The organism is Natronorubrum texcoconense (assembly GCF_900100335.1).
Lineage (GTDB): Archaea > Halobacteriota > Halobacteria > Halobacteriales > Natrialbaceae > Natronorubrum > Natronorubrum texcoconense.
The window spans coordinates 258,002-283,918 of sequence record NZ_FNFE01000001.1 but is presented as its reverse complement, the minus strand read 5'-3'; the positions used below and the strand labels follow the sequence as shown (position 1 = coordinate 283,918).

28 protein-coding genes and 1 tRNA gene are annotated in these 25,917 nt (G+C 62.5%); 9 read left to right on the top strand and 20 right to left on the bottom strand.

What is annotated here, in order from left to right; all coding sequences use genetic code 11:
- Positions 1-51 precede the first annotated feature (51 nt).
- Positions 52-666: a hypothetical protein gene (locus BLT08_RS22400; RefSeq protein ID WP_139171248.1), complete on the top strand. Its 615-nt coding sequence runs from the start codon at positions 52-54 to the stop codon at positions 664-666.
- Between the two features lie 484 nt (positions 667-1,150).
- Here the strand turns inward: BLT08_RS22400 and BLT08_RS22395 are convergent, their stop codons facing one another.
- The 13 genes from BLT08_RS22395 to BLT08_RS01225 form a co-directional block, all read right to left on the bottom strand.
- Complete coding sequence (locus BLT08_RS22395; RefSeq protein WP_139171246.1) at positions 1,151-1,726, bottom strand: hypothetical protein; 576 nt, start codon at positions 1,724-1,726, stop codon at positions 1,151-1,153.
- A 1,196-nt stretch (positions 1,727-2,922) separates the two neighbouring features.
- Positions 2,923-2,994: transfer RNA gene (locus BLT08_RS01280), tRNA-Ala, on the bottom strand.
- A 216-nt stretch (positions 2,995-3,210) separates the two neighbouring features.
- Entirely contained in the window at positions 3,211-3,915 is a 705-nt protein-coding gene (locus tag BLT08_RS01275) for a rhomboid family intramembrane serine protease (RefSeq protein ID WP_090302992.1), read from the bottom strand.
- Positions 3,916-4,312: 397 nt separating this feature from the next.
- Positions 4,313-4,621 carry a 30S ribosomal protein S10 gene (rpsJ, locus tag BLT08_RS01270; protein ID WP_006090080.1) on the bottom strand — a complete coding sequence of 103 codons (309 nt, stop codon included), beginning with the start codon at positions 4,619-4,621 and terminating at the stop codon, positions 4,313-4,315.
- The gene (gene tuf / locus BLT08_RS01265; RefSeq protein ID WP_090302991.1) at positions 4,622-5,887 is read right to left on the bottom strand and encodes a translation elongation factor EF-1 subunit alpha; all 1,266 of its coding nucleotides are present in this window, start codon (positions 5,885-5,887) and stop codon (positions 4,622-4,624) included.
- A gap of 496 nt (positions 5,888-6,383) precedes the next feature.
- Complete coding sequence (locus BLT08_RS01260; protein WP_090302990.1) at positions 6,384-7,331, bottom strand: homoserine dehydrogenase; 948 nt, start codon at positions 7,329-7,331, stop codon at positions 6,384-6,386.
- Positions 7,328-7,897, bottom strand: a complete 570-nt coding sequence (locus BLT08_RS01255; protein ID WP_245724159.1) for an amino acid-binding protein — start codon at positions 7,895-7,897, stop codon at positions 7,328-7,330. Before BLT08_RS01255 ends, BLT08_RS01260 begins: the two co-directional genes overlap by 4 nt.
- A 182-nt stretch (positions 7,898-8,079) precedes the next feature.
- Positions 8,080-8,469, bottom strand: coding sequence for a NifU family protein (locus tag BLT08_RS01250; protein ID WP_090302988.1), 390 nt, complete (start codon positions 8,467-8,469; stop codon positions 8,080-8,082).
- A gap of 91 nt (positions 8,470-8,560) precedes the next feature.
- Complete coding sequence (locus tag BLT08_RS01245) at positions 8,561-9,946, bottom strand: hypothetical protein (RefSeq protein WP_090302987.1); 1,386 nt, start codon at positions 9,944-9,946, stop codon at positions 8,561-8,563.
- A gap of 117 nt (positions 9,947-10,063) precedes the next feature.
- A complete protein-coding gene (locus tag BLT08_RS01240) occupies positions 10,064-10,306 on the bottom strand; it encodes a hypothetical protein (protein WP_090302986.1) in 243 nt (80 codons plus the stop codon).
- A 142-nt stretch (positions 10,307-10,448) separates the two neighbouring features.
- The gene (locus BLT08_RS01235) at positions 10,449-11,420 is read right to left on the bottom strand and encodes an ROK family protein (protein ID WP_090302985.1); all 972 of its coding nucleotides are present in this window, start codon (positions 11,418-11,420) and stop codon (positions 10,449-10,451) included.
- Positions 11,421-11,599: 179 nt separating this feature from the next.
- Complete coding sequence (locus BLT08_RS01230; protein WP_090302984.1) at positions 11,600-12,064, bottom strand: universal stress protein; 465 nt, start codon at positions 12,062-12,064, stop codon at positions 11,600-11,602.
- A 197-nt stretch (positions 12,065-12,261) separates the two neighbouring features.
- Entirely contained in the window at positions 12,262-12,726 is a 465-nt protein-coding gene (locus BLT08_RS01225; RefSeq protein ID WP_090302983.1) for a universal stress protein, read from the bottom strand.
- A 150-nt stretch (positions 12,727-12,876) separates the two neighbouring features.
- Here BLT08_RS01225 and BLT08_RS01220 point away from each other — a divergent pair, with 150 nt between their 5' ends.
- From BLT08_RS01220 to BLT08_RS01205, 4 genes are all read left to right on the top strand, one after another.
- Entirely contained in the window at positions 12,877-13,617 is a 741-nt protein-coding gene (locus tag BLT08_RS01220) for an SDR family NAD(P)-dependent oxidoreductase (RefSeq protein ID WP_090302982.1), read from the top strand.
- 78 nt (positions 13,618-13,695) lie between these two features.
- On the top strand, positions 13,696-14,157 hold the full coding sequence (locus BLT08_RS01215; RefSeq protein WP_090302981.1) for an MOSC domain-containing protein: 462 nt from the start codon (positions 13,696-13,698) through the stop codon (positions 14,155-14,157).
- A 101-nt stretch (positions 14,158-14,258) separates the two neighbouring features.
- Positions 14,259-15,056: a YqcI/YcgG family protein gene (locus BLT08_RS01210; RefSeq protein ID WP_090302980.1), complete on the top strand. Its 798-nt coding sequence runs from the start codon at positions 14,259-14,261 to the stop codon at positions 15,054-15,056.
- Complete coding sequence (locus tag BLT08_RS01205; RefSeq protein ID WP_090302979.1) at positions 15,056-15,676, top strand: cysteine hydrolase family protein; 621 nt, start codon at positions 15,056-15,058, stop codon at positions 15,674-15,676. The genes BLT08_RS01210 and BLT08_RS01205 overlap by 1 nt, the downstream gene beginning before the upstream one ends.
- A 334-nt stretch (positions 15,677-16,010) precedes the next feature.
- On the opposite strand, the gene BLT08_RS01200 is transcribed toward BLT08_RS01205, so the two are convergent.
- Complete coding sequence (locus BLT08_RS01200) at positions 16,011-16,829, bottom strand: ZIP family metal transporter (RefSeq protein ID WP_090303897.1); 819 nt, start codon at positions 16,827-16,829, stop codon at positions 16,011-16,013.
- Between the two features lie 140 nt (positions 16,830-16,969).
- Between BLT08_RS01200 and BLT08_RS01195 the strand changes: the two genes are divergently transcribed.
- The 3 genes from BLT08_RS01195 (at position 16,970) to BLT08_RS01185 (ending at position 18,725) form a co-directional block, all read left to right on the top strand.
- Entirely contained in the window at positions 16,970-17,437 is a 468-nt protein-coding gene (locus BLT08_RS01195; RefSeq protein WP_175529208.1) for a phosphopantetheine adenylyltransferase, read from the top strand.
- Positions 17,434-17,847 carry a hypothetical protein gene (locus tag BLT08_RS01190; RefSeq protein ID WP_090302977.1) on the top strand — a complete coding sequence of 138 codons (414 nt, stop codon included), beginning with the start codon at positions 17,434-17,436 and terminating at the stop codon, positions 17,845-17,847. The genes BLT08_RS01195 and BLT08_RS01190 overlap by 4 nt, the downstream gene beginning before the upstream one ends.
- A gap of 197 nt (positions 17,848-18,044) precedes the next feature.
- On the top strand, positions 18,045-18,725 hold the full coding sequence (locus BLT08_RS01185; protein WP_090303896.1) for a DUF8127 domain-containing protein: 681 nt from the start codon (positions 18,045-18,047) through the stop codon (positions 18,723-18,725).
- A 289-nt stretch (positions 18,726-19,014) separates the two neighbouring features.
- Here the strand turns inward: BLT08_RS01185 and BLT08_RS01180 are convergent, their stop codons facing one another.
- From BLT08_RS01180 to BLT08_RS01155, 6 genes are all read right to left on the bottom strand, one after another.
- Positions 19,015-19,458 (bottom strand): universal stress protein, encoded by a 444-nt coding sequence (locus BLT08_RS01180; protein ID WP_090302976.1) that lies wholly within the window; start codon positions 19,456-19,458, stop codon positions 19,015-19,017.
- Positions 19,459-19,533: 75 nt separating this feature from the next.
- Positions 19,534-20,265, bottom strand: coding sequence for an ABC transporter ATP-binding protein (locus BLT08_RS01175; RefSeq protein ID WP_090302975.1), 732 nt, complete (start codon positions 20,263-20,265; stop codon positions 19,534-19,536).
- A 1-nt stretch (position 20,266) separates the two neighbouring features.
- Positions 20,267-21,331 (bottom strand): ABC transporter permease, encoded by a 1,065-nt coding sequence (locus BLT08_RS01170; protein WP_090302974.1) that lies wholly within the window; start codon positions 21,329-21,331, stop codon positions 20,267-20,269.
- Between the two features lie 6 nt (positions 21,332-21,337).
- On the bottom strand, positions 21,338-22,471 hold the full coding sequence (locus BLT08_RS01165; RefSeq protein WP_090302973.1) for a hypothetical protein: 1,134 nt from the start codon (positions 22,469-22,471) through the stop codon (positions 21,338-21,340).
- Between the two features lie 116 nt (positions 22,472-22,587).
- Entirely contained in the window at positions 22,588-23,820 is a 1,233-nt protein-coding gene (locus BLT08_RS01160) for a digeranylgeranylglycerophospholipid reductase (protein ID WP_090302972.1), read from the bottom strand.
- Between the two features lie 159 nt (positions 23,821-23,979).
- Positions 23,980-24,396: a universal stress protein gene (locus BLT08_RS01155; RefSeq protein ID WP_090302971.1), complete on the bottom strand. Its 417-nt coding sequence runs from the start codon at positions 24,394-24,396 to the stop codon at positions 23,980-23,982.
- A gap of 168 nt (positions 24,397-24,564) precedes the next feature.
- On the opposite strand from BLT08_RS01155, the gene nrfD reads away from it, so the two are divergent.
- Positions 24,565-25,917, top strand: coding sequence for an NrfD/PsrC family molybdoenzyme membrane anchor subunit (gene nrfD, locus BLT08_RS01150; protein WP_090302970.1), 1,353 nt, complete (start codon positions 24,565-24,567; stop codon positions 25,915-25,917).

Below are 25,917 nucleotides of genomic sequence, written 5' to 3'. Positions count from 1 at the left end.
CGAAAAGAACATAACACATTATTACTATTCTTTAATAACTTACCACAGGCGATGACTCAAGATCACCCTCTAAAAATCCTTCTTAAAGATTTTCTCCCACTTGGAATAGTTTCTGACATCAAGTCGCGAATCAATCAGACAGATTGGGATGGGTTTTTTGAAACCTTGTTCGCGGTAGGCTTTGTACTGACCGTATTCAGTACAATTGGCTTCATACTGCTTTATTCAGTTTTGAGTTTTGCATTAGATGGATCTGGTATCCTAAGTATGATTTTTTCTCTCCTTCTTAATTTGACCTTCTTTGCGGTTATTATCTACGTTCCCGGAATACTTCTCTTAAGAGGTGTGAATAGTGCTTCCGAAAGTCAACTACAGGTGATAGATTTGCCACCTAATGCCGAGAAACATGCAGCAAGAATTAGAGGTGCTACCGGATTTGCAATAATACGGTATATGGTGAATTTGCTATTACTATCTGTAATGATTGGATATGTGGCTTTTATCCGAAATAACCTAGTTATTACAGACATTCCCAATCTAGATTTATACAGTCCACAATTCTATTTTAGTGTGCTAATTGTTTTGCTAGCTGATTTCATATATATTGGTCTTCTTTTAATAACAATATCTCAGTGGTATGCAACGGTGAAAAGCCAACCTGTTTGATAAGACTCCCTATATATTAATTTCCCAAATGAGGTCCACAGCCGATTGAATTTGCCCACAGAACTCCGCGACCTCCTAAGCAGATCCAACAAGGCAATTACAAGAGGTGCGGCCGGATGCTGTGATTTTTTGCCTCTGCCCTCTTGAGGACAGTAGGAGACAGGGCGGTTAATTTGTGACCTTGGCCTTAGCCACAATCTTCCCCCAGCAGTGAGCCTCGCTCCGTTCCTCGAGCTGTCGGAACACATCGATAGTCGTGAGTCCGTGCTGGTCAGCGATCTTGGCAGCCAGGTCGAGCGCATGATTCTCAGTGGGCGTTCCCTTATGATCGCGAGCGAGTACGACAAGTGCGAATACGGCCAGCGAGTCATCTCGAGGATGGCGCACCACGGACTGTCGTGGCCTCGTTTTCGCACTTAAACCTCCGTACCCTTCTAAGCGGACATGAGAACATCAGCTCACGAACTACGTTTTAGACAGGTTATTACTCTGGGTTATCGGGATCTATATTTATACTTCTGAAACAGCCCCAGTATATAACACGGCGAATCAGAGACTCTTGAGTATAGTTTTCAATTTCCGTTATACTATTCTTCGATGATTCCTCAACTTCACTTATAATTCCATTCACAAATCCTTTCATTCCATCGAATTCTTCTTTTAACTTCTCATATTCGTCTTGGTCGTTCAGGTTATACTTCTTATATGGTAAAAGGCCGTCTTTTTCAACATACTCTAGTCCAGTAAGGGTTCCGTACGACTTTGACAAATCAGAGGAATATCGAGTGATCTTGACGTATAATGCTGGATCTTTTGTCTTGAGCGATTGGAAGGCTGAACGGTCAAATTCAGTTGTTGGTGCTCGTACTAGCGCGTCTTCTAATGCATGGCCTCCATCTTCTGAAAACACGCGACACTTGACGTGAATGTTGAGTAATTCCTCATGAAGAGCTGCCATTAACCGTCTTCTCTTTAATAGAATTCTAAGCAACATCAATGCCGCCGCTCCAGAAAATGCAGAGAGTATGATCGTTCCAACAGTACCAATCACAGGTGTCATATATTACTCAAGATCGCTATTTGAAATGGTAGAGATGCAAGTATGATAAATATACTGATGGCTGTGGTCTGTCTCAATCTAACCCCTATTTTATGTGCTTCAACTCGAAATCTGCGTGCGGTGGCGGCGGTGGGGCGTTGGAATTTTTTAGCTTAGTCCCTTTGGGCCACCCGCCAAGGGGGTTTTCGCGCGAAACGATCCCACAGACTCTGCAGTGCGATCGCGGTACCGACCCCGCCCTCGAGAGTCCGAGCACAACTGAAATTGCGAAAATCAGCCGCTACTGAAGTTCTGGTTGTCTAAATGAAGGAAAGGGGTAGCGTTGCCACTACTCGAGTCGGTTCACCGATCAGCAATAGCACCGACGAATCCGGTTTCGCTCCCGCCGCCGGGAGTCCTCCAAGGCAGCTCGAGGCCGCGAATAACCGTCGGGTCGGTATTCGACATCGACCACTGCTCGAGGCCGTCGCCGCTGGGTATCGGACGCTCGAGTGCCGACGTTCGCGAACGCATCGAGAATCATCGGTCCCGTGATCAACACCCGTGTGTAGTAAGCGGCCACGGTCGTCGAAATGTCCATTCGTTGCGACCGATCCCCCTGATAGTATCCCACCTGCGGTACGGGAAGCCGCGCCCTTCAGGGCACGAAGAATGTCACGGTTTCAGACTAGCCATCAGGAGTTCATTCTCTATTATCGTACCCTCTCAGAATACGTTTTAATACACTTCCTCAGTGAACTGCTTATTGTATCTTCTTGGAATACGCTTCAATACACTTCTTCAGTGAACTGCTTATTGTACCTTCTCGAAATACGCTTCAACCCGTCTTCTCTCTATTAGGCATCGTACAGCATCACCATCTAATTGAACCGGATGCTAAAAGCGGTACAATATGGCGGGTTGAAATAGACCCATATTGTACCTATACGCAAAGCAGTTTATTATGCACCCCTCATTTGATAGAATTCATGAGCGTAGACCGTTTCCAGTCCGGAGAAATGTCTGGAAAATTAGTGAATTCTGGAGGTGATATCGCGTTCAAACCGAACCCCCTTCCTCCAGACGTCTCTCTGGAGGGAGAATTATTGTAGTGACGAAAGACGCTACGCGTCTTTCGAACCACGACTTCCAAGGCTTCAAATTCAGCTTCGACGACTATTTGCGCCGCTCACGGAGTTGTTCGCGGCGCAAAATAGTGGACTCGCTGGGATTTGAACCCAGGGCCTCTTCCTTGCGAAGGAAGCGATCTACCACTGATCTACGAGCCCTCGACCGTTTCTAACCTCGGTTTCTATTTGTAGCTTGTGTTTCGAGGACGACTCGAGAGGTGCCACCACGACACTCGTTCGAACCACAAATGCAGATAGTATAATCGTGAGTAGTATAATCGTGATTTGGTAATCACGATTATTCTTCGTCCACGCCGAAACGCTTGTCTCGAGGACACACTCACGACTCGAATGGTATCGCACCACTCTAGTCAGCTACAGCCTCGAGCCACGCCCATCCGACCCGCCGACGTGTAACACGCGAGCTCGCCCGGCCACCAGCCCCACGAGGAGCCCGGTGAAGTGTGCGAGCAGCGCGACGCCGGGCGCGGCGGTCGCCAGCGTCACCGCGGCCGCCAGCCCGACGAACACGAGCACGGCCAGCCACTGCGGAACGTCGACGAACGAGGCCAGCCCGGTCGACAGCCGGTTCGAGGCGATCAGGTAGCCCAGGAGGGCGAAGACGGCACCGCTAGCGCCGAGGACCGGAGCCTGTTCGAACCAGGCGCCGACGAGGGGCATCCCCTCGAGGAACCCGCTGAGGACGATCTGCGAAATCCCGGCAATCACGCCCGTGACGAGGAAGAACGTGTGGAATCGAAGTCGGGTGGTCGCCCGCGCCACGGGCCAGCCGAAGACGATCAGCGCGAGGCTGTTCGACACCAGGTGGCCGATGCCGCCGTGGGCGTAGACGCTCGTGACGATCGTCCACGGGTTGGTCGTCAACGGCGGCGCGAGAACGAACAGGCCGGCCATCACGCCGATCCCGATAATCGCCGCCACCTGCTGGGCGGCGAAGACGACGACGAAGACGATCAGGAGTTCGACGATGGGGCTGCTCGAGCCCTCGGCCGACCCGTCGTCCCCACTGGCGTCGGACCCGAGAGAGGGAACTGACTGCGACCGCGAGCGCCTCGACATAGGAGTCTCTGCGACGGCGACCGACAAAAGCCTCCGCACTGACTCGTAGAGTGTGAGAACGGCGGGGTCGACTCGAGTGGGGTACGTGGTGGTGAAAATAGCCGAACTCTCAGTGTGGCCTCGAGTGGGGGACATCTTCCGAGCAGTCGCTCGCGAGGCTCGCGACGACCTCGCGTGCGTTTGAGCGACGGTACGTCAATCGTCACGCGATTCCCGAAGGCCATCGCTCACGTTATCGAAGTCTCACCTCGTTCGACCTCGCATGCCTCACCGCGGCCCAGCACGCGCCATCGCATGTGGACTGATCCGTATCTACTCAGGAAGTCGCCGAATCGGACAGCTATCGCTACGGACCAGCAATCAACGCGCAAAAACGGTGAAAAACGCGAATCGACCGTTAGTCTTCGAGGACGATCTCGATCGAGACGTCGTTCGGCACCTGAATGCGCATGAGCTGGCGGAGTGCGCGTTCGTCGGCGTCCAGATCGATCAGGCGCTTGTGGACGCGCATCTCCCAGTGCTCCCACGTGGCGGTCCCTTCGCCGTCAGGCGACTTCCGGGTCGGCACCTCGAGGGTCTTCGTCGGCAGCGGGATCGGACCGCTCAGGTTGACGCCGGTATTGTTCGCGATCTCGCGGACGTCGTCGCAGATGTCGTCTAAGTCTTCTGGGCTCGTGCCCGCGAGTCGAACGCGTGCCTGCTGCATTTATTCTTTCTCGTGAACTTCGAGGACCTTGCCGGCCGCGATGGTCTGACCCATGTCGCGGATGGCGAAGCTCCCGAGTTCTGGGATCTCGCTCGACGGCTCGATGCTGAGTGGCTTTTGTGGTCGGATGGTGACCACAGCAGCGTCACCCGACTGGATGAAGTCGGGGTTCTCCTCGGCAACCTCGCCGCTTGCTGGGTCCATCTTCTTGTCGATGGACTCGATCGTACAAGCGACCTGAGCCGTGTGAGCGTGGAAGACCGGCGTGTAACCGGCCGTGATCACGGACGGGTGCTGCATGACGACGACCTGGGCCTGGAACGTCTCGGCGACGCTCGGTGGGTCGTCGGCTGGACCACAGACGTCACCGCGGCGGATGTCGTCCTTACCGATGCCACGAACGTTGAATCCAACGTTGTCACCGGGCTCGGCCTTCGGCACCTCTTCGTGGTGCATCTCGATCGTCTTCACTTCGCCGCCCACGTCGCTGGGCTGGAAGGAGACGTTGTCGCCGATGTTCATGACACCGGTCTCGATACGTCCGACTGGGACGGTACCGATGCCGGAGATGGTGTAAACGTCCTGGATCGGGAGTCGGAGCGGCGCGTCCGTCGGTGGCTCCGGCGCCGGCAGGTCGTTGAGTGCCTCGAGCAGGGTACGGCCGTCGTACCACGGCGTGTTCTCGGAGGCTTCGGCGATGTTGTCGCCCTCGAACGCCGAGATCGGGATGAACGAGGCGTCGTCGGTCTGGAACTGAACCTGCTTGAGCAGCTGGTTCACTTCGTCGACGACGTCGTTGAAGGTATCCTCCTTGTAGTCGACGACGTCCATCTTGTTGATGCCGATGATGAGTTCGTCGATACCGAGGGTTCGGGCCAGGAAAACGTGCTCCTGGGTCTGGGGCGCGACACCGTCGTCAGCGGCGACGACGAGGACGGCGTTGTCCGCCTGGGATGCGCCCGTGATCATGTTCTTCACGAAGTCGCGGTGGCCAGGACAGTCGACGATGGTGAAGTCGTAGGCGTCCGTCGAGAACTCCTGGTGGGCGATGTCGATGGTGACACCACGCTCTCGCTCCTCGGCGAGGTTGTCCATGACGTAGGCGAACTCGAATCCGCCCTTGCCCTTCTCTTCTGCTTCTTCGCGGTGCTGTTCGATGACGTGCTCTGGTACGCTGCCTGTCTCGTACAGGAGGCGTCCCACGAGCGTGCTCTTCCCGTGGTCAACGTGGCCGATGATGGCCAGGTTCTGGTGTTGTTCGCTCATTGTTGTAGCTCACGCGCAGAGGCGCTTATATCGGTCTCTTTTGCTCGTTGCGGTTAAAACCATTTCGAAAGCGTATTTTGCCGAACCCCGCGCCTTCTTGCGGTTTGCCTAGCGTTCACACGGTGTGGGGACTCCGATTCACGGCTTCCATCGGCCGACGAGAGCAACTGAGCGGCGAGGAGGCGCCGTTCGAGCATCGACAGCCCCCGAACCGATCGGTCTCCCGTCGCCCGCAGGCCACCGAAGGGCTAGATCCAGTGGGAGAGCGGGAGTTCGACCGGAGAGCGATAGGTCGGCGGTAAAGCGGTAGGTCGGCAGCAGAAGGAGAGTTCGGCGGTGATGCACCACCACCAGTTCGACGTCGTCACACGTGCGCGAAAGAAGTCAAGAAAATTCCCGAACTGATCGACGAACCACACGGGTCACTCGAGAATGAGCCGTCGGTGTAGACGGGGGCGACTGCGGCCGATGCACGGAGTTGGCCACGAACCGATCCTTACAGCGGCGGCAGTCGTCCGACGTCGGAGAGGACGGCAGTCGCCGTCTCCGGGCCGCCCGCACCGCGACCGCTCGAGTGCAGCGAGCCCGCGTTTCGGGTCTCGATCTGAACGATGTTTCGCGTCCCGGTGACGGCCAGCGGGCCGTTCTCGGGGACGAGTCGCGGTCCGACGCGGACGCCGTCGCGGGTCGCCTCGCCGATGAGCCGAATCGTTCGGCCGTCCTCCGCGGCGAGGTCGAGCGCGCTGCCGGGAATCGACTGGATGCCCTCGACCGTCGCGTCCTCGAGCGAGAACCCGCCGTCGGCGAGCACGTTCGCGAGGATGACGAACTTGAGCGCGGCGTCGGTGCCGTCGACGTCGAACGTCGGATCGGCTTCGGCCACGCCGAGATCCTGGGCCTCCGCGAGGACGTGCTCGTAGTCGAGTCCCTCCGCGGCCATCCGCGTGAGGATGAAGTTCGCGGTGCCGTTCAGGACACCCCGGACGGCGGTCACGGCCTGTGGCGTCGAGTCCTCGATCGTCGAGAGCACCGGAATCGCGCCGCCGACGGTAGCCTCGAACCGGATCGAGCCCGCACTATCGGCTTCGAGCGCGCGGAGTTCCTCGTACCGTTCCGCGACGGGGCCCTTGTTCGCAAGCACGACGTGACGGTCGGCCTCGAGTGCGCGCTCGACGTGCGAGAAGCCGGGTTCGGCGTCGCCGAGCGTCGTCGGCGTCGCCTCGACCAAGACATCGTACTCGCTCTCGAAGACGTCGGCGGGATCGCTCGAGCCCAGCGCGTCGCCGCCGGCTTTGCGCTCGAGTGCGCCCTCGATGTCGATCCCGTCGGCGTCGACCGTGGCGGTCGTGGAGTCGGCGAGCGCGACGACGTCGTGTCCGTATTCGCCCGCGAGATCGGCCACCGAGCGGCCGACGTCACCAGCACCAAGAATTGCGAGTTTCATGCAGTGTCACCTCCGAGGAGGGGTTCGACGACAGTGAGCTCCTTGTCCGAGCCGATCGAGCGAATCGCCTCGAGCGCCGCGTCGGACCGGCCAGAGTCGATGGCCAGTCGGATTCGCGCACTCGAGACCGCTTCCGTGCCGTTGGGTGCCGAAAGCGAGAGGTCCCGAACGACGGCGTTCGCTTCGTCTTCGATCCGCGAGAGCGTGTTCGAAAGGTCGTGCTCGACGATGTTGCCGACCAGCACGACGTTGATCTCCTCGCCGTAGTGTTCCGCGCCGGCCTGAATCACGTTGACGCCGGCGTCGCGCAGGGCGTCGACGATGCCGTCGAACCGGTCCGGCGGCGACTCGAGGTCGACCTCGACGGGAATGTGCCCGCGAGGGGTCATGTTGCCGCGTTCGTGGTGGATACTCAGTAGGTTCCCGCCGTTGTCGGCGATCGGTGCGAGCGCGCGAAGCAACTCGCCGGGCTCGTCGACGAGTTCGAGGCGGACGGTGTAAGCGCGAACACCGCCGTCCGTCTCCGCGTTCTCTTCCGCGGCGGAATCGTCACTCACTGCCGTCACCTCCTGCTTTCGGGCGTTCACACGTCATCATGGTATACGACTCCGTAATGGGCGCGTAAAAGGATATAGGAATTCCCAAAATGATCCGCCCCTGTTACCGACATGCACACACCGGGTTGGGCGGGATTTCAGTCGAGCGTCGACCGCCACTCCGGTCGGCGGGACTCGAGTCGGTCCGGGACTCAGAGGTGATCCTTCCCGGGATTCGAGGAGCCCCAGTCGCCGCGCCCACCCTCGGTGCGGTCGACCCCCATGATCGACTCGGCCTGATCCGGGCCGCCGAGGCTCTCGCGGGGATCGGGGACGCGGACGGTGATCTCGTCGATTTCGGGCCACGTGAGGAGTTCGGCCTCGATGTTGCTCGAGGTGATGCCGCTGACCGAACAGCCCTCGCAGCCGCCGCCGAGTTCGATGATCACTTCGCCGGTCTCGGGGTCGGCTTCCCGGACGGCGCTCGTTCCGCCGTGCATCTGGATGATCGGCATCTCGCGGGTGAGCCAGGACTCGACGCGCTCTTTGAGCGGTGGCTCGCCGTCGGTTTCGGCGTCGGCTGCCGCGTCGGGAGTAGTCATTACTCGAACTACGGGCTCGAGCGGTGAATAAGGTTTTGACAGCTGCTACCATCCATCAGGATCAATCCTGAGGATTTCGGCGGCGAGGCGGTTACCGATCGGCGTCGTCGCGACGACGGAGCCACTCGAGGGCGACGGCCCCGCCGGCGACGCCGGCGAGACCGGCCGCGCCGGTGAATCCGGGGATCGAATCGAGCGGGCCGCCGGACGCGCTCGAGTCGGGGTCGGGATCGGTCGGGAAGGTGTACAGCGCGCCCTCGGTCTCCGCGCCGGGGATGAGGGGCGTGCTGCTCGCGACGAACGTCTCGCTGTCGGCGACGCGAGCGGTCCAGAAGCCGGCCGTATCGGTGTCGCGCCAGTGGGCCAGTTCCTCGGGCTCGGCCGGGTCGCTCACGTCGTGGATCTTGACGCCGCCCTGGTACCACGAGGAGTAGAGGCGGTCCTCGCGCAGTTCGAAGTTGTGGGCGGTCGTCCACTCCTCGCCGTAGTAGGAGGCGTCGTCCGCGGAGGGTGCATCGATCGAAGCGAGGGAGTCGGGGTTCGCCGGATCGCTCACGTCGTAGAGGTCGATCCCGCCGGGGCCGTCGGGCTCGTCGCCGCCCGTCGCCCAGGCCTCCCGGCCGACCGCGAGGAGGTCGCCGGTGTCGTCGACCGCCGAGTAGTGGTCGTTGCCCGGGAGGCCCATCTGTGCCTCGCTGTCCTCGAGCGCGAGCGACTCCTCGAGGTCGGTGTCACTCACGCGCGAGACGTACTCGGGGTCGGTGGGGTCGCTCACGTCGATCAGGTAGGTCCCGGCGTTCCAGTGGGCCAGATAGGCGATCTCGTCGTGGACGTAGACGTCGTGGTTGTACCGCGCGAGCCAGTAGAGCTCCTGCCACTCCGGTTCGTGCTCGACGAGCGACCAGCGGCCGATCTCCTCGGCGTCGTCGTCGCTGACGTCGAAAATGACGAGCGGGTTCTCCGCCTCGCTGTTGGCGACCACGTAGAGCAGGTCGTCCGCGAGAAAGCAGTTGTGGATGTGATAGCCGGTTTCGTAGGGCTCGCCGACGGCGACCGGATCGGCTGGGTCGCTCACGTCGTACAGTTCGAACCCGTGGAAGACATCGTCCTCGTGCTGGTTCGCCGGGCCGGCGACGACCAGTCGGTCGCCGTCGACTTTCACGTCGAGGATCTCTCGAAACGGCGTGTCGCCGACCTCGAGCGGGAATCGGTCCGCGAGCAGTTCGGGCTCGGACGGGTCGCTGATATCGACCGTCGCGAAGCCGTCTGTAGTGGCGAGGTAGACCGTCTCCCCGTCGTCGCCGACGACGGCTTCGGCGGCTCCGGTGACCGCGACGCGTCCGAGCGGTTCGTAGCCGTCGGGCGTGCTCTCGGCCGCGGCCGCCGTGGCTCGAGTCGTCGCCGTGAGGACGGCTTCCGAGAGCGCCACGGCAACTCCGGCCGCCCCGCTCGTCCGGAGGAACTCTCGTCGCTGCATACGATAGCCTCGTACCCGCCGCTCAAGTAACGCGTGGTCGGTTCCCGGTCAGTGAGTGAGCGTCTGCCGATCGGAGAGCGAGAGGCGGCACGCCGGAATCACGCTTCGATACCATCGTCAGACGCCGTGTCTGTCCCGGCAGTCGTCACAGATCATCGAACTGAACCACTTTCGCTCGCCGCAGCCGTGACAGATCTGGTGCCACTCGAACTCGAGGTCGACGTCGACGGTCGCCGAATCATCCTCGGTCTCGCACAGCGCGACCTCGACGGACCGCTTCGTAAACGTCACCGAATCCGGATCGACGAGGAGTATCGACAGCTCCTCGCAGTCCCCCCGGACCGTATCCCCCGTAACCATCGTGGACGGTCAGAAATTACCGTACACAATAAGCGTTCTCCCCAACAGTACAAGAAATACCGAATTAACAGGAATCGATTACCTCTTCGGCGCCGCCGAGCGAGAAACGGCCGCCGAACCCGACGAGCGAGACGGCCACAGACTACAGCCGCTGGCGGTCGCCCGTCCCGCCGGTCAGCGCGCTCGCGAGCGCGCCCTCGACGACCACGTCGTCGCCCTGGTCGGTGACGCGAATCTCCGGGACGTTCGTCATCACCGACTCCGCGACGCGTTCGCGGATCGGGTCGACGACCAGCTCCTCGTTGTGCAAAGCGACGGCGCCGCCGAATGAGACGACGATCGGCGCGAACGCGTGGATGACGTTCGTGACGCCCATCGCGTTCCAGTGGGCGAGTTGCTCGATCGCGTAGTCGGCGAGTTCGTCCTCGCCGGCCAGATCGAAGACGTCTTTCGCCGTGAAATCGGGTCCGTCGAGCGGCAGATCGGTCTCGATGGTCGGGTCGTCCTCGGCGAGCAGTCGGGCGTAGTCCGGGATCGCGTTGCCCGAGCAGTAGGCCTCCCAGTGGCCGTCGCGGCCGCAGCCACAGGTCAGTCGGCCGCGCGGATCGACGACGTAGTGGCCCACCTCGCCGGCGTTGCCGTCCCAGCCGCTCACCACGTTGCCGTCACAGCAGACGCCGGCTCCGATCCCCGAGGAGATGGTGATGTAGACCATGTCGTCGGGGTTTCGGTCGGCGTGGAACCGCTCGCCGATGACGCCGGCGTTGGTGTCGTTGTGGAGGTAGACCTCGTCGCTGTCGATCAGTTTCTCGATGGGACCCGTCAGGGGGATCCGATCGATCGAATCGGGAAGGTTCGCGGGATCGATCACGGTCCCCTCTGCGAGATCGAACGGTCCGATAGAGCCGATTCCGGCCGCGACGATCTCCGTCGGCGTGATCCCGGCGTCGCCACACGCGCCGCGCAGCGTCCGCAAGACGCCCTCCGTCACGTCGATTCCCGTCGGTCCGCGCGGCGTCGCCCGGCGGTCCGCGCCGATCGTCGTCCCGTCCTGTTCGGCGACGACCGCCCGGACGTTGGTCGCGCCCAGATCGACGCCGGCATAGTAGTCCATGCTGTCCTAGACAGTGCCGTCGCCGTACTTAACTACACAGATCGTACTCGAGTACGAGTAGTGTTTACAAACGGTTATGTCAGCTATCCGTACGAGAACACGGGAGCCAACTCGAGCGGGCCCGACGAGCCGGTACTCTGATTCGGCGCCCGAGGACCGACGAAAGCAGAAGCAGCCGGCTACTCCATGACGTCGAGGTCGCGGAAGTACGTGACCGGGCAGGGTGCCTGCAGGATGATCTCCTGGGAGACCGAGCCCAGCACGGCCTTCTCCGCGGGCGAGCGTCGTCGGCCGCCGACGACCATCCGATCCGCGTCGACCTCGATCGCCATGTCGACGACCTTGCTACCGACCTCGCCGAGTGCGCCGCGGACCTCGTAGTCGACGCCGGCGTCGGCGAAGATCTCCTCCAGATCCCCCACCGGTGCGCGTCGGGCGGCGACCTCGTCGGGGTCGACGTCCTCGACGCGGGCGTCGAAGCCGAGGTCGTCGTGGATATCCTCGTACTCGTCTTCCGTGAACGCGTGACCGATCACGACCGTCGCATCGAGCGGCTCCGCGATCTCGAGGACGGTATCTGCGAGTTCCCCCGCTCGGACGGTATCCATCGGCCCGACAGCAAGCAGTATCGTATCGATCGCCATACCACCACAGTGGTGGTGCCACCCGCTTAAGTATTCTCGTCGTCGCAGTATTCCCGAACCGGGCGAAACCGACTCGAGAGCGGTCTTCGTCGCCGTTTCGAGATCAAGGTGACAACGCAGCTACTGGCGTCGGGAGCGAGTGACAGCGCCGGAAACCGAACAACGCAGCGCGACTACCGCGTCGACGTCTCGTCCGATCACTCGTCGATATCGTCGCTCCGCACGAACGTCACCGGACACGGCGCCGACAGTAGAACCTCCTGGGCCGTCGAGCCGAACACCGCTTTCCCGGTCGGGGATCGGCGACGGCCGCCGACGATCACTCGATCGGCGTCGTTGCTGGTCGCGAGATCCACGATCGTCGGTCCGTGCTCGCCGATCGCACCCTTGATGACGTGATCGACGTCGTGTTCGTCGAGGACGGTACGGAGGTCGATGATCGACTGGTGGCGTCGAGCGACGTCGTCGGGATCGATCTCGTCGGTGGCGCGGTCGAACTCGAGTCGCGTGAGGACGTCGTCGTACTCGCTGCTGGTGAACACGTGTGCGAGGACGACGGTCGCGTCGGCCGGCTTGGCTACTTCGACGACGGATTTCGCCAGTTCGTCGATTCGATCGGCGTCGCCGGGTCCGACGGCGAGCAGGACGGTTTCTAACTCCATACTGCCACTATCCCAATGGAGTACCGTAAAGCCACGTTTTTTGCGAACGTCCCGTTCCGTCTATTTCGGCCGCAGCGGGCCACGTACGCCACACAAGGGCCGTCGTTCCGGACGCTTTTTCCACGCCGAACCCGTTGAGAGAGACGAGACATGGACGGACCAGATCTGTCGGATCGGACGGTGCTCGTAACGGGGAGCGCGAAGGGCGTCGGCCGGGCGCTCCTGCTGGCGACGGCCGACTGCGGGGCGAAGACGGCCGTCCACTACCACACGAGCGCCGACGCGGCGCGCGAGGTGGCCGACGAAGCCACGGATCGGGGGGCGAGCGACGCGATGACGGTGCAGGGAGACGTCACCGATCCGGAGAGCGTCGACGGCGTCTTCGCGGCCGTCGAGTCCGAACTCGGCCCCGTCGACGTTCTCGTGAACAACGTCGGCGACTTCGCGCCCGCCCACTGGGAAGAGATCGACTTTGCCACCTGGAACCGGGTACTCGAGACCAACCTCAACGGCACCGCCCTTTGTTCGAAACGCGCCCTACCGAACCTGCGCGACGGCGACTACGGTCGGATCGTGAACGTCGGCTACGCCTCGAGCGAGAAGGGGCTCGTCAGCCCGAAGAACTTCCCCTACTTCGTCGCCAAGGCCGGGGTGTTGATGTTCACGCGGATGCTCGCGGCCGACACGCAGGAAGACGACCTGACGGTCAACGCCGTCTCGCCGTACGTCGTCGAGAACTCCGACGAGTTTCCCGAGGAACTCCCCCGCGACCGCCCCGCGAGCTTCGAGGACCTGATTCAGCCGCTGTACTTCTTCCTGGATCCCGAAAGCGGGTACATCAGCGGCGAGAACGTGAAGGTCGACGGCGGCTGGTTACCCGAGACGGTATGAGCGATCACGCGTCGAAACGGGTCGGTCGTCCGAATCGGATCCATCGAATATAACTCGAGCCACCCCCACGAGACACACATGACTGCCAACGTACGCGCGATCCACATCGCACCCGAACAGGGTGAACCGATGGAACAGCTCGAAGAAGTACGCGCCGTCGCAAAACAGGGCCTCGAGGGCGACCGCTACTTCGACACCGACGGAACGTTCGCGGATCGGGACGGCAGCGACCTCACGCTCATCGAACGCGAAGCGCTCGAGGGCGTCGCGGACGAGTACGACATCAGCCTCGAGCCGGGCGTCCACCGGCGGAACGTGACGACTGAGGGGGTCGCGCTGAACCACCTCGTCGGGGAGCGGTTCCGCGTCGGCGACGTCGTCTGCGAGGGCGTCGAACTCTGTGAGCCGTGTTCGTACCTCGAGCGACACCTCGAGAAACAGGGCGTCCGGGAGGCGCTGGTCCACCGCGGCGGGCTTCGAGCGCGGATTCTCGAAGGCGGAGACGTAGCGACCGGGGCACCGATCGAACGGGTCGAATAGCGGAAGATCGATCGCGGGATGGGGAATAACACCCACATATGTTCGGCTGGTGGGCGTCAGGGAAACAAAAGCTACATTTTCGTGAGGCCGAAGGGGAACGTATGAACGAGCCGGGTATCCAGTCGCTGATGGATCAGGAGACGCTCGAGCGACGCGTGCAGGCCGGCGAGACCCCCGGATGGGTCGTCGACCACTGGGGGACGTTCCGAGACGGGCTGCTCGGCGAGCGAAACGGAACCCCGTTTCCCTGTTTCTTCGGCGCCGAGTCCGTCCAGCAGGGCGACCCGCTCTACACCGCCGTCCCCTCGATGAGCGACGCGGACGCACTCTTGACGCTCCGGGATCGCATCCTCGAGTACCTCGAAATATATCAGGGCCACTCCGAGCGCGCGTCGCTGGTCACCTTCTTCGAGCCGCCCGAGCGGTCCCTCTCCGAACGGGAGTACCACGACGCGCTCTGGCACATTCTCCAGACGTTACACCTCCACGATCCCGAGCCCTGGCCCGAGGACATTCCCACCGATCCGGACGACCCCTACTGGGAGTTCTGTCTCGGCGGCGAGCCGATGTTCCCGACCTGCCGAGCGCCGTTCTACGAGGAGCGAAAGAGTCGGTACTGTCCGATCGGTCTCGAGATCACGTTCCAACCCCGCGCGCTGTTCGAGAACATGGGCGTCACGGGCGACACCGAGGCCGGTCAGCACGCCCGCGAAGTCATCCAGAACCGACTCGAGGAGTACGACGGCGTCTGCCCGCACGCCGACCTCGGCGACTGGGGCGTCGACACCGACCGGGAGTGGCCCCAGTACCTGTTTTCAGAAGACGAAGCGCAGGCTCCCTCGACGTGTCCGATCACGGTCACGCGGGAGCATCCGAAACCGGCCGCGAGGTTGCCGTAATGGCAGGTCGGAACTGCGGAGGCGATCGGAACCGCGGAGAGGAGCGAAACTACGGAGACGACCGACTCGAGGACGCCGCGCTCCTCCTGATCGACCTTCAGACGGGGTTCGACGACTCCGGGTGGGGCGAGCGAAACAATCCCGAGGCCGAGGCGAACGCGGCGCGACTGCTCGCACGCTGGCGCGAGACGGATCGGCCGGTGGTCCACGTTCGCCACGACTCCACAGAACCCGACTCGCCGTTGCGGGGCGATGGACCTGGCTTCGCGTTCAAACCCGAAACAGCCCCGCTCGAGGACGAGGCGACGATGACGAAGTCGGTCAACAGTGCGTTCATCGGGACGGACCTCGAGGACTGGCTCCGGGAGCGCGGCCTCGAGACCGTCCTCCTCGTCGGGCTCACGACCGACCACTGTGTCTCGACGACGACGCGGATGGCCGAGAATCTGGGGTTCGATCCGGTCGTGGTCGCCGACGCGACCGCAACCTTCGATCGACAGTTCGACGGCGAGGCGTTCGGTGCGGAGACCGTTCACCGAACCGCGCTGGCCCACCTCGAGGGCGAGTTCGCGGACGTGGTGTGGACCGACGAGGTAGTCGGGATCGAGTCTAAGTCGTAACACGATCTGGGCGATCGAGTATTTCGGGGTGTATTCCGGCGAACTGAACGGAGAATCACGTTCACTATCTAATAGCTCGGTTGCAAGCAAGCTATTTGACAGACTTCTAACTGTCCGTATCGTCGTTATCGCGTCTTTGCACGTTCCACCGAATAAGCACCCATGCTGGGAGTCCAGCAGTAAGTACTACTATTAGAAAGAATAAAATCATCACGATAGTCTCAATCATATTCTTGCTCTCGATTACTATCTCGTGTGTTGCATAGTTAATAGGTTTGGGTGAAGCGATAATTGAGACACCTCTACTTGCCGAATCCCGGTTACCGACCCGAACTCAGACGGTTCCGATGCCTTCGACCACGAAGATGATCGCAAGCGTCGCCACGAAGCCGACGCAGGCGCCGGCGACGAGTCGTGGTCGTCCCCGCTGCGGGAGCGATCGGCCAGCGTCGATCCCCGCGGGCACGAACTCGACGACGACGAGGTAGAACAGCGCCCCCGCGGCGAACCCGAAGCTCACCGCCAGCAGGCCCTCGAGCGTGCTGACGAAGTAGTAGGCCGCCACTGCGCCGATCGGCTGTGGCAGACCGGAGAAGACGGCCCAGCCGACGACCTTCCAGCGGTCCATCCCGTAGGCGATCAGCGGGATGGCGATGGCGAGCCCCTCGGGCACGTTCAGGATCGAGATGGCGATTCCCATGAAGACGGCGAGCGCCGGCACCGTGAGACCCGCGACCTCGAGCCCTTCACCCGTCCCGAGATCGGCGAACGCGACGCCGACGGCGATCCCCTCCGGAATGCTGTGGATCGTCAGCACGCCGACGGTCAGCACGACCGTCCGCGGATCGACGGCCGAGACCGTCCGCGGGGAGAACTCGTACCCCGACACGAGGTGGTCGGCGAGGTAGACGAACGCGACGCCGCCGACCACGCCGGCGATGACGTGTGTGAGTTCGCCCTCGGCGAGCGCCTCGCCGAGGAGCCCGAACAGGGCCGCCGAGAGCAGGATACCGACGGCGAGGCCCCAGAGCACGACGAGCCAGCGGTCGGCGATCTCACGAACGAGGAAAAACGGCGCAACACCCAACCCGGTGGCGAGACCGGTGACGAGACCGACGAGAAAGACGATCGAGAGTTCGGTAGTCAGCGACATCGAGACCAACGTTTCTAGTTCGCGAATCGTTCTTCGAACGGATATATTCGCCCATTCGATCGAGTCGCGATAGCGTCCCTCGAGTTCAGCAGTCGAGAGAACGTGACACACCTATGGGCCTCCCCGTTGCCGGGACTCGTATGTACGTCGCAGTCGCCGGGACGTTCGGCCCGCTGCACGACGGTCATCGGACCCTGTTCGAGCACGCGCTCCGGTTCGGCGACGACGGCGTCGTCGTCGCGCTGACGAGCGACGACCTCGCGGTCGAGACCCGCCACCAGCCCCGGGAGATTCCCGCGTTCGACGACCGGGTTCAGCAGGTCACCGACGCCATCGACCGTCTCGACGAGTGGAATCGCGACGTCGAGATTCGGGAGCTCACGAGCGAGTACGGCATCGCGGAAGACGACCCCGCGGTCGACGCGCTCGTCGTCTCACCGGAGACGGCCCCCGAACTCGAGGAAATCAACGACCGACGCCGACGGCGGGGGCTCGAGCCGATTTCCGGAATCGTCGCCCCGTACACCCTCGCCGACGACGGCGAGCGCATCTCCTCGACGCGGATCGTCGCGGGCGAGATCGACGAACACGGAGCCCGCATCGAATGAGCGATTCGACCGCAGCCTCCCGGCCGCTCCTGTTCGTGCTCCTCGCGAGCGCCGCGCTCGTGACGCTGGTGGTTCACCTCTCGGTCGTCCCCCAGCAGTACCCCGACGACGTGTTCACGACCGCACTGGCCCTCGTCTTCGGCTGGCTGACCTACACTCTCGCGTTCTACGCGGTGGGTCGCATCGGCTCGCAGCCGACGGAACTCCCCAGTATGCGCTTTGCGGACGTCGGCATCGCGCTCTTTCTCGTCTCGGTGTTGCTCGCCGCGGCGCTCGATGGGTTTGGATTCACACCTGAGGTGATCCTCGAGGCGTACGTCCTGCCCGCACTCGGAGTCTACGTCGGCCTCGCGTTGTTCGGCTGGTCGATCGGCCGTCGAACCGAGGCGATCAACGAGATCGTTCGCTGAGCGACTGGTCGGCACCGGAGCGTCGTTTCCGGGTATCAATCGATGTGGCGAACAACCGAAGCGCTCAGTACAGAGCATGTATGCAGCATGATGGCTTCGTTTGTATCATTTCGACGGTAATTCACCAACCGCTCAGTAGACCTATAAACTATGCGACGTAATTATTATATGCTAACTATTTAGTGTTGGATAGTATAATGGCTCGCCATTACTGGATACTCGTCCCCGCCCTCCTCGGCGTTGCCCTTGTGTTGAATCCAATCGTTCTCTATCCAGATGGTGGAGGCGTCGAGAGAACGTACCACGTCGAACAGATCGAGAACGAAACGGCAGCAGCGGGTGCAATCACCTATGCTGAGGACGAAGAGAACATCGTGGACTGTCCGGGCGTCCGCCTCTGTGCGCTGGAGGAACAGATCCTCGAAGAGGGCTCTGTCGAATACGATGACCACGTACAGTGGTTTGAAGAACCGTGGATCAGCTACGAGCGACCGGGATGGTATCCGGTCGTGAGAATCGATAGTCAACCGTATTTGCCCGAACACGAATCGGGAGAGGACGGGACGGTGCTCACGCTTACGGAGATTACCCACATGGATGCGGCCGAACACGTCGCCGTGTCCACAGCCGACCGTCCACCCGAAGTACAGGCGGCCGTTGAGACTGGCTCAGTCACCGTCCATGGAGAGCGGGTCGAAGCTTTCGAGCGCGGGGAAATCATCGAACACAACGGAGAATATTATTGGACGCCGAGATTCACGACGAAGAGTCATTGGACGGACGGGAACGCACTCATCGTAGTCAGATCAGTATTGTATGCTATCGGAATCGGATTACTGCTCTTTTCGGGGTGGCGGTTTGGAACGCTGCGCAGGTGAGCGATAGTCGAGTTAGCCATTTACGTTCAAGTCGCAATGTCTCCAAGAGATATGCTGAACTGAGCGCTCACTACAACTCGTTATGTGCGTGTCGATGCGTGCTGCATACATAGCATATAGCGATTGACTACGAGTCCCTTTCACTGACGTTCGGTTAGTGTCGCATTCGCGCCCTGTATTCGGCACGACGCTATGAACTTCATTCGAACCTGATAGAACGCTCGCTGGTCAATAAGCCCAGCGAGTGAACGCTCGAGGTCAATCACCCCGGTGAGACCCCCCACCGGTCTCACGCCGAACGCGAACCCGAGTTCGCCACGAGCACGGGAACGTCGCCGAACCGAATCACGTGATCGGAGACGCTCCCCAGCGCCATCCGGTGGACCCCGCCCCGACCACGAGTTGCCATCACGACGAGGTCGACGCCGGCCTCGTCGGCGTACTCGAGCAGTTCGTGCTCGGGCGGCCCCTCCAGAACGACGCCGATCACCTCGAGACCAGCGTTTTCGGCCCGTTCGACGATCGCGTCCACGGACTCCTGGGCGCGCTGGCGCATCGCGTCTTCGGCGCTCGCGGCGTCGCCGGGAAGGCGGAGATCGCTCAGCGGACCGGTGTCGGCCACGCAGACGACGTGAACCGCCGCGTCGTGGACGCCCGCGAGCTCGAGGCCGGTTTCGGCCGCGGCTTCGGCGTGCTGGCTGCCGTCGGTCGGGAGCAGGATCGTCTCGAACATAGCGACGCGTACGACGACCCGGGTAAAACCCTCTCGGACCCGTCGGGAACGATGTACGTTCGCGGAAGAGCGCCGTCACTCCAACAGCGTCCGGTACTGCGAGACGACGTCCTCCGCGGGCGGGCCGTCGTACCGGAGGTCGCCGTCGACGACGACGGAGAGCCGATCGAGTTGGTCGGCGAACGCGGCCACGTTGTGCGTCGAGACGACGACCGTCCGGTCGGCCTCGCGGTACGAGTCGAGGAAGGAGGTGATGCGGCGCCGCGAGTAGTCGTCGACGTCGGCCAGCGGCTCGTCGAGCAACAGGTACTGCGGACGCTTGATCAGCGCGAGTCCGAGGTCGAGTTTCTTGCGAAAGCCGCCCGACAGTTCGTCGGCCCGCCGGTCCGCGGCGGGCTCGAGTCGAAGCTCCTCGAGCAGGGTTTCGGTCCAGGCGTCCGGCGGCGGGTCGTCGACGAACCCGCGGAATATCTCGAGGTTCTCGCGGACGGTGAGCGACGGGTAGAATCGGGGCTCCTGGAAGCTGTAGCCGACGTCGGCGGTCGCGTCGGCGCGCTCGATCCGGCCGCTCGTGGGTTGCGTGAGGCCGGCGAGCAGCGCGAACAGCGTCGTCTTCCCGGAGCCGTTCGGGCCGATCAGGCCGTGGAACGTGCCGGGACGGAACTCGAGGGAGAGGTCCTCGAGCGCCGTCGTCTCGCCGTAGCGTTTCGTCACGTCGACGAGCGCGAGCGAACTATCATCGCCGTCGGGGGCGTCTCGGCTCGCGGAATCGGAGCCGGCGTCGTGAGTCGAGTCGGCGTCCGTCATCTCAGCGCCTCCGTTCGTAGACGGCCAGCGCCAGTTTCAGGACGACGAGCGAGGCGAGCGTCGTCGCGACGAGCCACCACAGGTAGTCGGCGTACAGCGACGCCGGCGCGTCGCGAAGCATCGCGCTCCGGGTCGTGACCACCGAGTAGTAGGTCGGCAGCGCTCGAGAGATCGTCCCCTGCGCCGAGGAGAAGAAGCCGGTCGGGTAGACCAGACTCGAGAGTCCGAAGACGGCCAGCGCGAGCCCGAGGTTGACGAACAGGGCGGTCTGGCGGAGCCCGAGCGCGAAGAGGACGGCGAGGCCGACCGCGGCCAGATAGACGAACGTGAGTCCGAAGACGGCGACCGACAGCGGTGAGAGGACGGTCACGTCGTAGCCGAACCAGTACGCCATCGCGGCGACGACAGCTGCGGGAATCGCGAGCGCGGCGCCGTAGAACAGCAGTTTGCTCGCGACGACGGTATCCAGTCGCGACTCGGTCTGGAGCCGATCGAGCACCAGCCGCTCGGACCGGACCTGATAGGGGAGAAAGACCAGCGCGTAGAGCGTGACGAACGCGAACAGACCGGTGGGGACGAGGAACTCCGAGAGGCTCCGCTCCGCGCCGACCTGTTCGTGATCGACGGTGACGTCGGCCGGGACGAGCCCGTCGATCTCGGATTCGGCGACGCCGACGCTCTCGTTGACCGGTTCCTCGAACGGGACGAACGCGCGATCGGAGACGATCGTCACGTTCGCCTCGCCGCTCTCGTTCAGTACGTCGCCCGGCACGTGGACGGCGAGATACACTTCCTCGCGCTGGAGTCCCTCGCGCGCGTCAGCCGCCGATTCGTACTCGACCGGCGTCGCGAACGCGACCATCCCCGCTTCGGCGATCGCGATATCGTCCTCGGTCGTCCCCTCCTCGGCGACGACGCCAACGGGTACGTCGCGGGGGATCGTCTGCTCGAAGACGGCGGTCCCTGCGACGAGTCCGCCGGGAAGCAAGACGAGGAGCACGAGAATCAATCCCAGATTTCGCCTGACGGTGATCGATTCCTTTCGCAACAGCGCCAGCAGGTCCACGCGACGTTACACCCCGTCGAGCACGGAAAGCAGGGTGAGGACGGCGTCGGCCTCCCCCTCGTAGGCAGCCGTTACCACCGGGCCGTTCCGCTCGAGGTCGATATCGTCGCGTACTTCGTCGAACTCCTCGTCGATGCTCCCGAGGTACGGAAGCGCGCCGCGCAGCACGGTCTCGAGTTCTGCGGCGTCGCCGTCGTCGCCGACGTGGAGGTCGATCTCGAACTCGAGTCCGGCGTCGACGAGGGCGTAGCTCCGGCCGACGGCGTCGACCTCGTCGAGGATATCGAACTCGAGGTCGACGAACAGCTCGATCATCTCGGGAACCGAGAGCCCGTCGGTCTCGGAGGCGACGGTCAACTGCGCGCCGCGGGCGTCCTCGTACGCGTCGCGAACCAGCCCGGAGACGGGATCGCTCTCGCCGTATCGGACGTCGAGCACGGATCGCACGGCAGCCCCGTCGCCGACGACGAATCGGTCGTCGCCGAGGACGCCGAGGGAAGGGGTGTACGGATCGTCCCCGCCCGTTTCCGGTTCGTACAGCACCGACTCCTCCGCGTACGTCGTCTCCTCGTACGCGACGTCGGTGGTCGCCTCGAGCGAGTCGACGACATCGTCTTCGCTCCAGTCGCCGTCGACCACGGCGTCGATCCGCTCCCAGTCGTCCGACTCGGTGTCCCCGAGGCTCGTCTCGTTCAGTTCGGCGTCGCCGTCCCCGAACAGCAACAGTTCGTTCGCCGCGAGCGGGTCGAGCCCGGTTCGGGCCTCGACCGCCGCCGCGAGATCGGCGACGTAGCCCGGGTCGACGGAGCCGTCGTCCTCGAGAGCGTCGTCGTTCGCACCGTTTGCACCGTCGTCCGCACTGATCGTATCATCGTCCGTATCGGCCGTGTCGCCGTCAGAATCCGAGACATCCTCGTCCGTCTCGAGCGCACCCGCGTCCGCGACCGCGGGGACGTCGAGGTGAGCGAGGACGGCCGTTTCCGCCGGCACGTCGTCCACGAGGTCGCCGTTGGACCGGGAATCGTCGTCCTCCAGAAAGCCAGCACAGCCGGCCGTCGCGGAGACCAGCGCACCAGAGGCGGCGAGCAGCGCTCGCCTCGAGAGAGGAGAACCGTCGGTGTCCGGGCGGGGAGTCAACATATTGGCACGTCTCGAAGCCAAGAACCATTAACCGTTCGGTGACTGCGGCCTCGATCGGTCGAGAGCCGGGAGTAGCGACGCAGGGAAGAGCGAGTGATCGCGTCGTATCGGTCGAGTCAGAATCCGAACTGCTGTTTCGCGAATCGGGCGAGCAGGGAGGCGTCGCTCGGACCGAGCAGTTTCAATACGGCTCGAATGTTCCCGCGATTTGCCTCGGCCAGCGTCTCTTCGTCGAACCGGTTGAGATCCCGCATGAGTTTGTCGTAGCGCTCGTTCGACGCGAGATAGAGCAGTTGCGTCATGTGCTGGCGGGTCTTGACGTTCGGAGCGACGTCGCGGTGCCAGAGGGTATCGTACACCTCGAGATTCTCGGCGGTCGGCTTCACGTCGCCGTGCTTGAGGCAGGAGTCGGCCGCAATAGCGGCCATCCGGCCGGACTGCATGCACTTGTTGATCCCCTCGCCCCAGAGCGGGTCGACCGTCGGGACGGTGTCGCCGATGGCCATGAACCGGTCGGTGTGCATCTGGCCCGGCAGCTGGATGTGCGCGGAGCCGCGGTGTTGTTTCCCCTCGAGTCGCTCGGCGTTCGCGAAGCGGGGGTCCGTCTCGAGCCAGTGGTTCAGGTAGTCGTCGATCGAGTAGCCGTCGCGCGCGTACTGCTCGTGGCTCCCGTTCTGGATGTAACAGAGGCCGACCTTGGCGGTATCGCCGCCGGTGTGGAAGATCCACGAGTAGCCGCCGGGCGCGAGCTCGTGATCCAGTCGGAGCATCATCGCGTCGTGGAGATCGGCGAAGCCGGGGCGGTCGATGTCGATGCCCTCGAACTCGTACTCGATGCCGATCGCGTGGTTCTCCCGCTTGAGATCGACGACGCCGAGTTTCTTCGCGAGCGGCGCGGCCGGCCCCGTCGCGTCGATAACGATCTCGCCGTAAACCTCCTCGTCGCCGTTGTACCGGACGCCGACGATCTCGTCGTTCTCCACGATGGGCGCGGTGACGCGCGCGTCGAAGCGGTACTCCGCGCCGTCCGCGCGGCTGTCCTCGACGAGGAAGCGCTTGAAGTCGGCGAACTCGAGGACCGCGCCGGGCTGTTCGCGGACGTAGTGTTCGGTCGGCGACTCGAGGACGACGCTGTCGGTGTACTGCATGACGACGTCGTCGGGAATCCCGAACGAGGCCATCATCGAGGGGAACGTCCCCGCGGTCGACTTGTTGCTCTGGCGCGGGAACTCGTCCTCGGACTCGGTCTCGAGGACGACGACGTCGTATCCACGGGCTGCGAGGTCGCGTGCGCACTGGCCACCGGCTGGGCCAGCGCCTGCGATAACCACATCGTAGCGGTTGTTCATACCGCGAAACTATTTCGGAGCCTCATTAGTTTATTCAGTTGCGACGGAGTGACCGGAAGTCCACACGTATCACAATTTATACTTACCAGGTGAGACACGAGCGGGCAGATCGGCGAGCGAAGTAATCGTCCGCTTACCGACGGTCGATATGGCGAACGGTCAGCGGACGATCGTCACGGGAACGGATGCCCGTCGGGCGATACGCTCCGCTACACTGCCGAGTAAGACGCGCGAGAAGCCGGACCGACCGTGACTGCCGACCACGATGCGGTCGACGTCGTGATCCAACGCGTACTCGACGATTGCCGGCGCAGGCTGACCGATCAGCAGTTCCGTCGTGATCTCACAGCCCCGATCGGTCGCTCGAGTACGGGCCGCATCGAACAGACCGGACGCTGCCTCGCGCATCCGTTCGCGCATCGCCTCCGCACCGAGATGGGCGAACTCGCCGTAGCCGCTCCGGTTCGGATCGGCGACGTGGACGACGACGATCTCGTCGTCGGCGTGTTCCTCGAGAGCGTACTCGAGTGCCGCCCAGCCCGGTTCCGACTCGTCGAGGGCCACCAGCAGCACCATATCAAGGTGTTCGGTCCGCGGACACTTGAGTGATGCCCTCGGTAACACGTGTCACGAGCCGTTCGACGGCGAGCGGGGCGTGAACGGTCGACGACGGGTGGAGTGCTTGCAAGGCCAACGGATGCAATGACGGACGTGGCGACGGTATGATTGTGAGACTCTCGCACGATGAGCACGAAATCGCCACAGAAGGCCGATATCCTTCGGCCGATACAGAATACGTCGACGAAATACTTCGTCCTGGCCGGAGTCGCTGGGCTGGCGTTCACCCTCTTTTTTATCGGCTGGCTCTACCAGCTCTACGAGGGGATGGTCGTCACCGGGCTCTCCGATTGGGGGACCGGCGGCGGGGTGACTTGGGGGCTGTACATCGGCGCGTTCATCTGGTGGGTCGGAATCGCCCACGGGGGGATCATCCTCTCCGCTGCGGTCCGCCTGCTGGGGATGGAACGCTACATGCCGGTCGCTCGGCTGGCCGAGTTGCTGACCATCGCCGGGCTCTCGGCAGCCGGCTTCTACATCGTCGTCCACCTGGGACGGCCAGACCGGATGGTCACGAGCATCATCACGCACTACCACATCACGATCCACGCCTCGCCACTGGTGTGGGACGTCACCGTCATTACGGCCTACTTCGTGCTGACGGCGACCTATCTCGCACTCACGCTCCGGTACGACGTCACTAGACTGCGCGGTGATCTGCCGGATCACTTCGGTCCCATCTACAAACTGTTGACTATCGGCTACTCAGAGAAAGAAGACGAGATCGTCCAGCGGATGGTCTGGTGGCTCGCGCTCGCGATCATCATCATGGCCCCGCTCTTGCTCCACGGCGGCGTGATTCCGTGGCTGTTCGCCCTGATCCCGAGCATGCCCGGCTGGTTCGGCGCGGTGCAGGGACCGCAGTTCCTCACGATCGCGCTGACCTCGGCGATCAGCGGCGTGATCCTCCTCTCCTACGCCTTCCGCCGGGCCTACGACTGGGATCACATCATCACCGACGACATCTTCCGCGGGCTGCTCCTGTGGCTCGGCTTCTTCTCCCTGCTGTTCCTCTGGCTCCAGCTCCAGCAGATGGTCACCGGCAGCTTCACCGCCCCGATCGACGTTGAGTACGTCACGTTCGCGACGCTCTCACATCCCATCTATCTCTTCTCGATGGGACTCGTCGCCGGAGTGTTGGCCTTCATCTTCGCACAGACGATTCGCCCGTCGCTGTTCACCAAGCAGCGAGCCGTCGCCTGTGGGCTCGCGGTTCTCACCGCGACGCTCCTCGAGAAGATCCTCTTCGTCGTCGAGGGGCTGATGTACCCGACGATGAACATCTACGCGGCGACGCCCGGCGACTACTTCCCGAGCTTCATCGAGATCGCGTCGGTCATCGGCACCATCGGGATGGTCGTGTTGATCTTCCTGACCGTCGCCAAGGTCGTCCCCGTCGTCGAACTCCACGCGATCGAACACCTCCAGGAGAAACAGCACCACGAGCGAGAGCACGAGCCGGCGACCCACGACGACTGA

Coding starts and splice junctions, on each gene's coding strand:
- BLT08_RS01275 (WP_090302992.1), bottom strand. CDS start 3,915: ATGTCGAGGCGCTCGCGGTCGCAGTCAGTTCCCTCTCTCGGGTCCGAC.
- BLT08_RS01235 (WP_090302985.1), bottom strand. CDS start 11,420: ATGGACTACTATGCCGGCGTCGATCTGGGCGCGACCAACGTCCGGGCG.
- nrfD (WP_090302970.1), top strand. CDS start 24,565: ATGAGCACGAAATCGCCACAGAAGGCCGATATCCTTCGGCCGATACAG.
- BLT08_RS01160 (WP_090302972.1), bottom strand. CDS start 23,820: ATGAACAACCGCTACGATGTGGTTATCGCAGGCGCTGGCCCAGCCGGT.
- BLT08_RS01155 (WP_090302971.1), bottom strand. CDS start 24,396: ATGGTGCTGCTGGTGGCCCTCGACGAGTCGGAACCGGGCTGGGCGGCA.
- BLT08_RS01220 (WP_090302982.1), top strand. CDS start 12,877: ATGGACGGACCAGATCTGTCGGATCGGACGGTGCTCGTAACGGGGAGC.
- BLT08_RS01215 (WP_090302981.1), top strand. CDS start 13,696: ATGACTGCCAACGTACGCGCGATCCACATCGCACCCGAACAGGGTGAA.
- BLT08_RS01175 (WP_090302975.1), bottom strand. CDS start 20,265: ATGACGGACGCCGACTCGACTCACGACGCCGGCTCCGATTCCGCGAGC.
- BLT08_RS01230 (WP_090302984.1), bottom strand. CDS start 12,064: ATGGCGATCGATACGATACTGCTTGCTGTCGGGCCGATGGATACCGTC.
- BLT08_RS01260 (WP_090302990.1), bottom strand. CDS start 7,331: ATGAAACTCGCAATTCTTGGTGCTGGTGACGTCGGCCGCTCGGTGGCC.
- BLT08_RS01225 (WP_090302983.1), bottom strand. CDS start 12,726: ATGGAGTTAGAAACCGTCCTGCTCGCCGTCGGACCCGGCGACGCCGAT.
- BLT08_RS01190 (WP_090302977.1), top strand. CDS start 17,434: ATGAGCGATTCGACCGCAGCCTCCCGGCCGCTCCTGTTCGTGCTCCTC.
- BLT08_RS01180 (WP_090302976.1), bottom strand. CDS start 19,458: ATGTTCGAGACGATCCTGCTCCCGACCGACGGCAGCCAGCACGCCGAA.
- BLT08_RS22400 (WP_139171248.1), top strand. CDS start 52: ATGACTCAAGATCACCCTCTAAAAATCCTTCTTAAAGATTTTCTCCCA.
- rpsJ (WP_006090080.1), bottom strand. CDS start 4,621: ATGCAGCAGGCACGCGTTCGACTCGCGGGCACGAGCCCAGAAGACTTA.
- BLT08_RS01185 (WP_090303896.1), top strand. CDS start 18,045: ATGGCTCGCCATTACTGGATACTCGTCCCCGCCCTCCTCGGCGTTGCC.
- BLT08_RS01250 (WP_090302988.1), bottom strand. CDS start 8,469: ATGACTACTCCCGACGCGGCAGCCGACGCCGAAACCGACGGCGAGCCA.
- BLT08_RS01240 (WP_090302986.1), bottom strand. CDS start 10,306: ATGGTTACGGGGGATACGGTCCGGGGGGACTGCGAGGAGCTGTCGATA.
- BLT08_RS01245 (WP_090302987.1), bottom strand. CDS start 9,946: ATGCAGCGACGAGAGTTCCTCCGGACGAGCGGGGCGGCCGGAGTTGCC.
- tuf (WP_090302991.1), bottom strand. CDS start 5,887: ATGAGCGAACAACACCAGAACCTGGCCATCATCGGCCACGTTGACCAC.
- BLT08_RS01205 (WP_090302979.1), top strand. CDS start 15,056: ATGGCAGGTCGGAACTGCGGAGGCGATCGGAACCGCGGAGAGGAGCGA.
- BLT08_RS01195 (WP_175529208.1), top strand. CDS start 16,970: ATGTACGTCGCAGTCGCCGGGACGTTCGGCCCGCTGCACGACGGTCAT.
- BLT08_RS01165 (WP_090302973.1), bottom strand. CDS start 22,471: ATGTTGACTCCCCGCCCGGACACCGACGGTTCTCCTCTCTCGAGGCGA.
- BLT08_RS01200 (WP_090303897.1), bottom strand. CDS start 16,829: ATGTCGCTGACTACCGAACTCTCGATCGTCTTTCTCGTCGGTCTCGTC.
- BLT08_RS22395 (WP_139171246.1), bottom strand. CDS start 1,726: ATGACACCTGTGATTGGTACTGTTGGAACGATCATACTCTCTGCATTT.
- BLT08_RS01210 (WP_090302980.1), top strand. CDS start 14,259: ATGAACGAGCCGGGTATCCAGTCGCTGATGGATCAGGAGACGCTCGAG.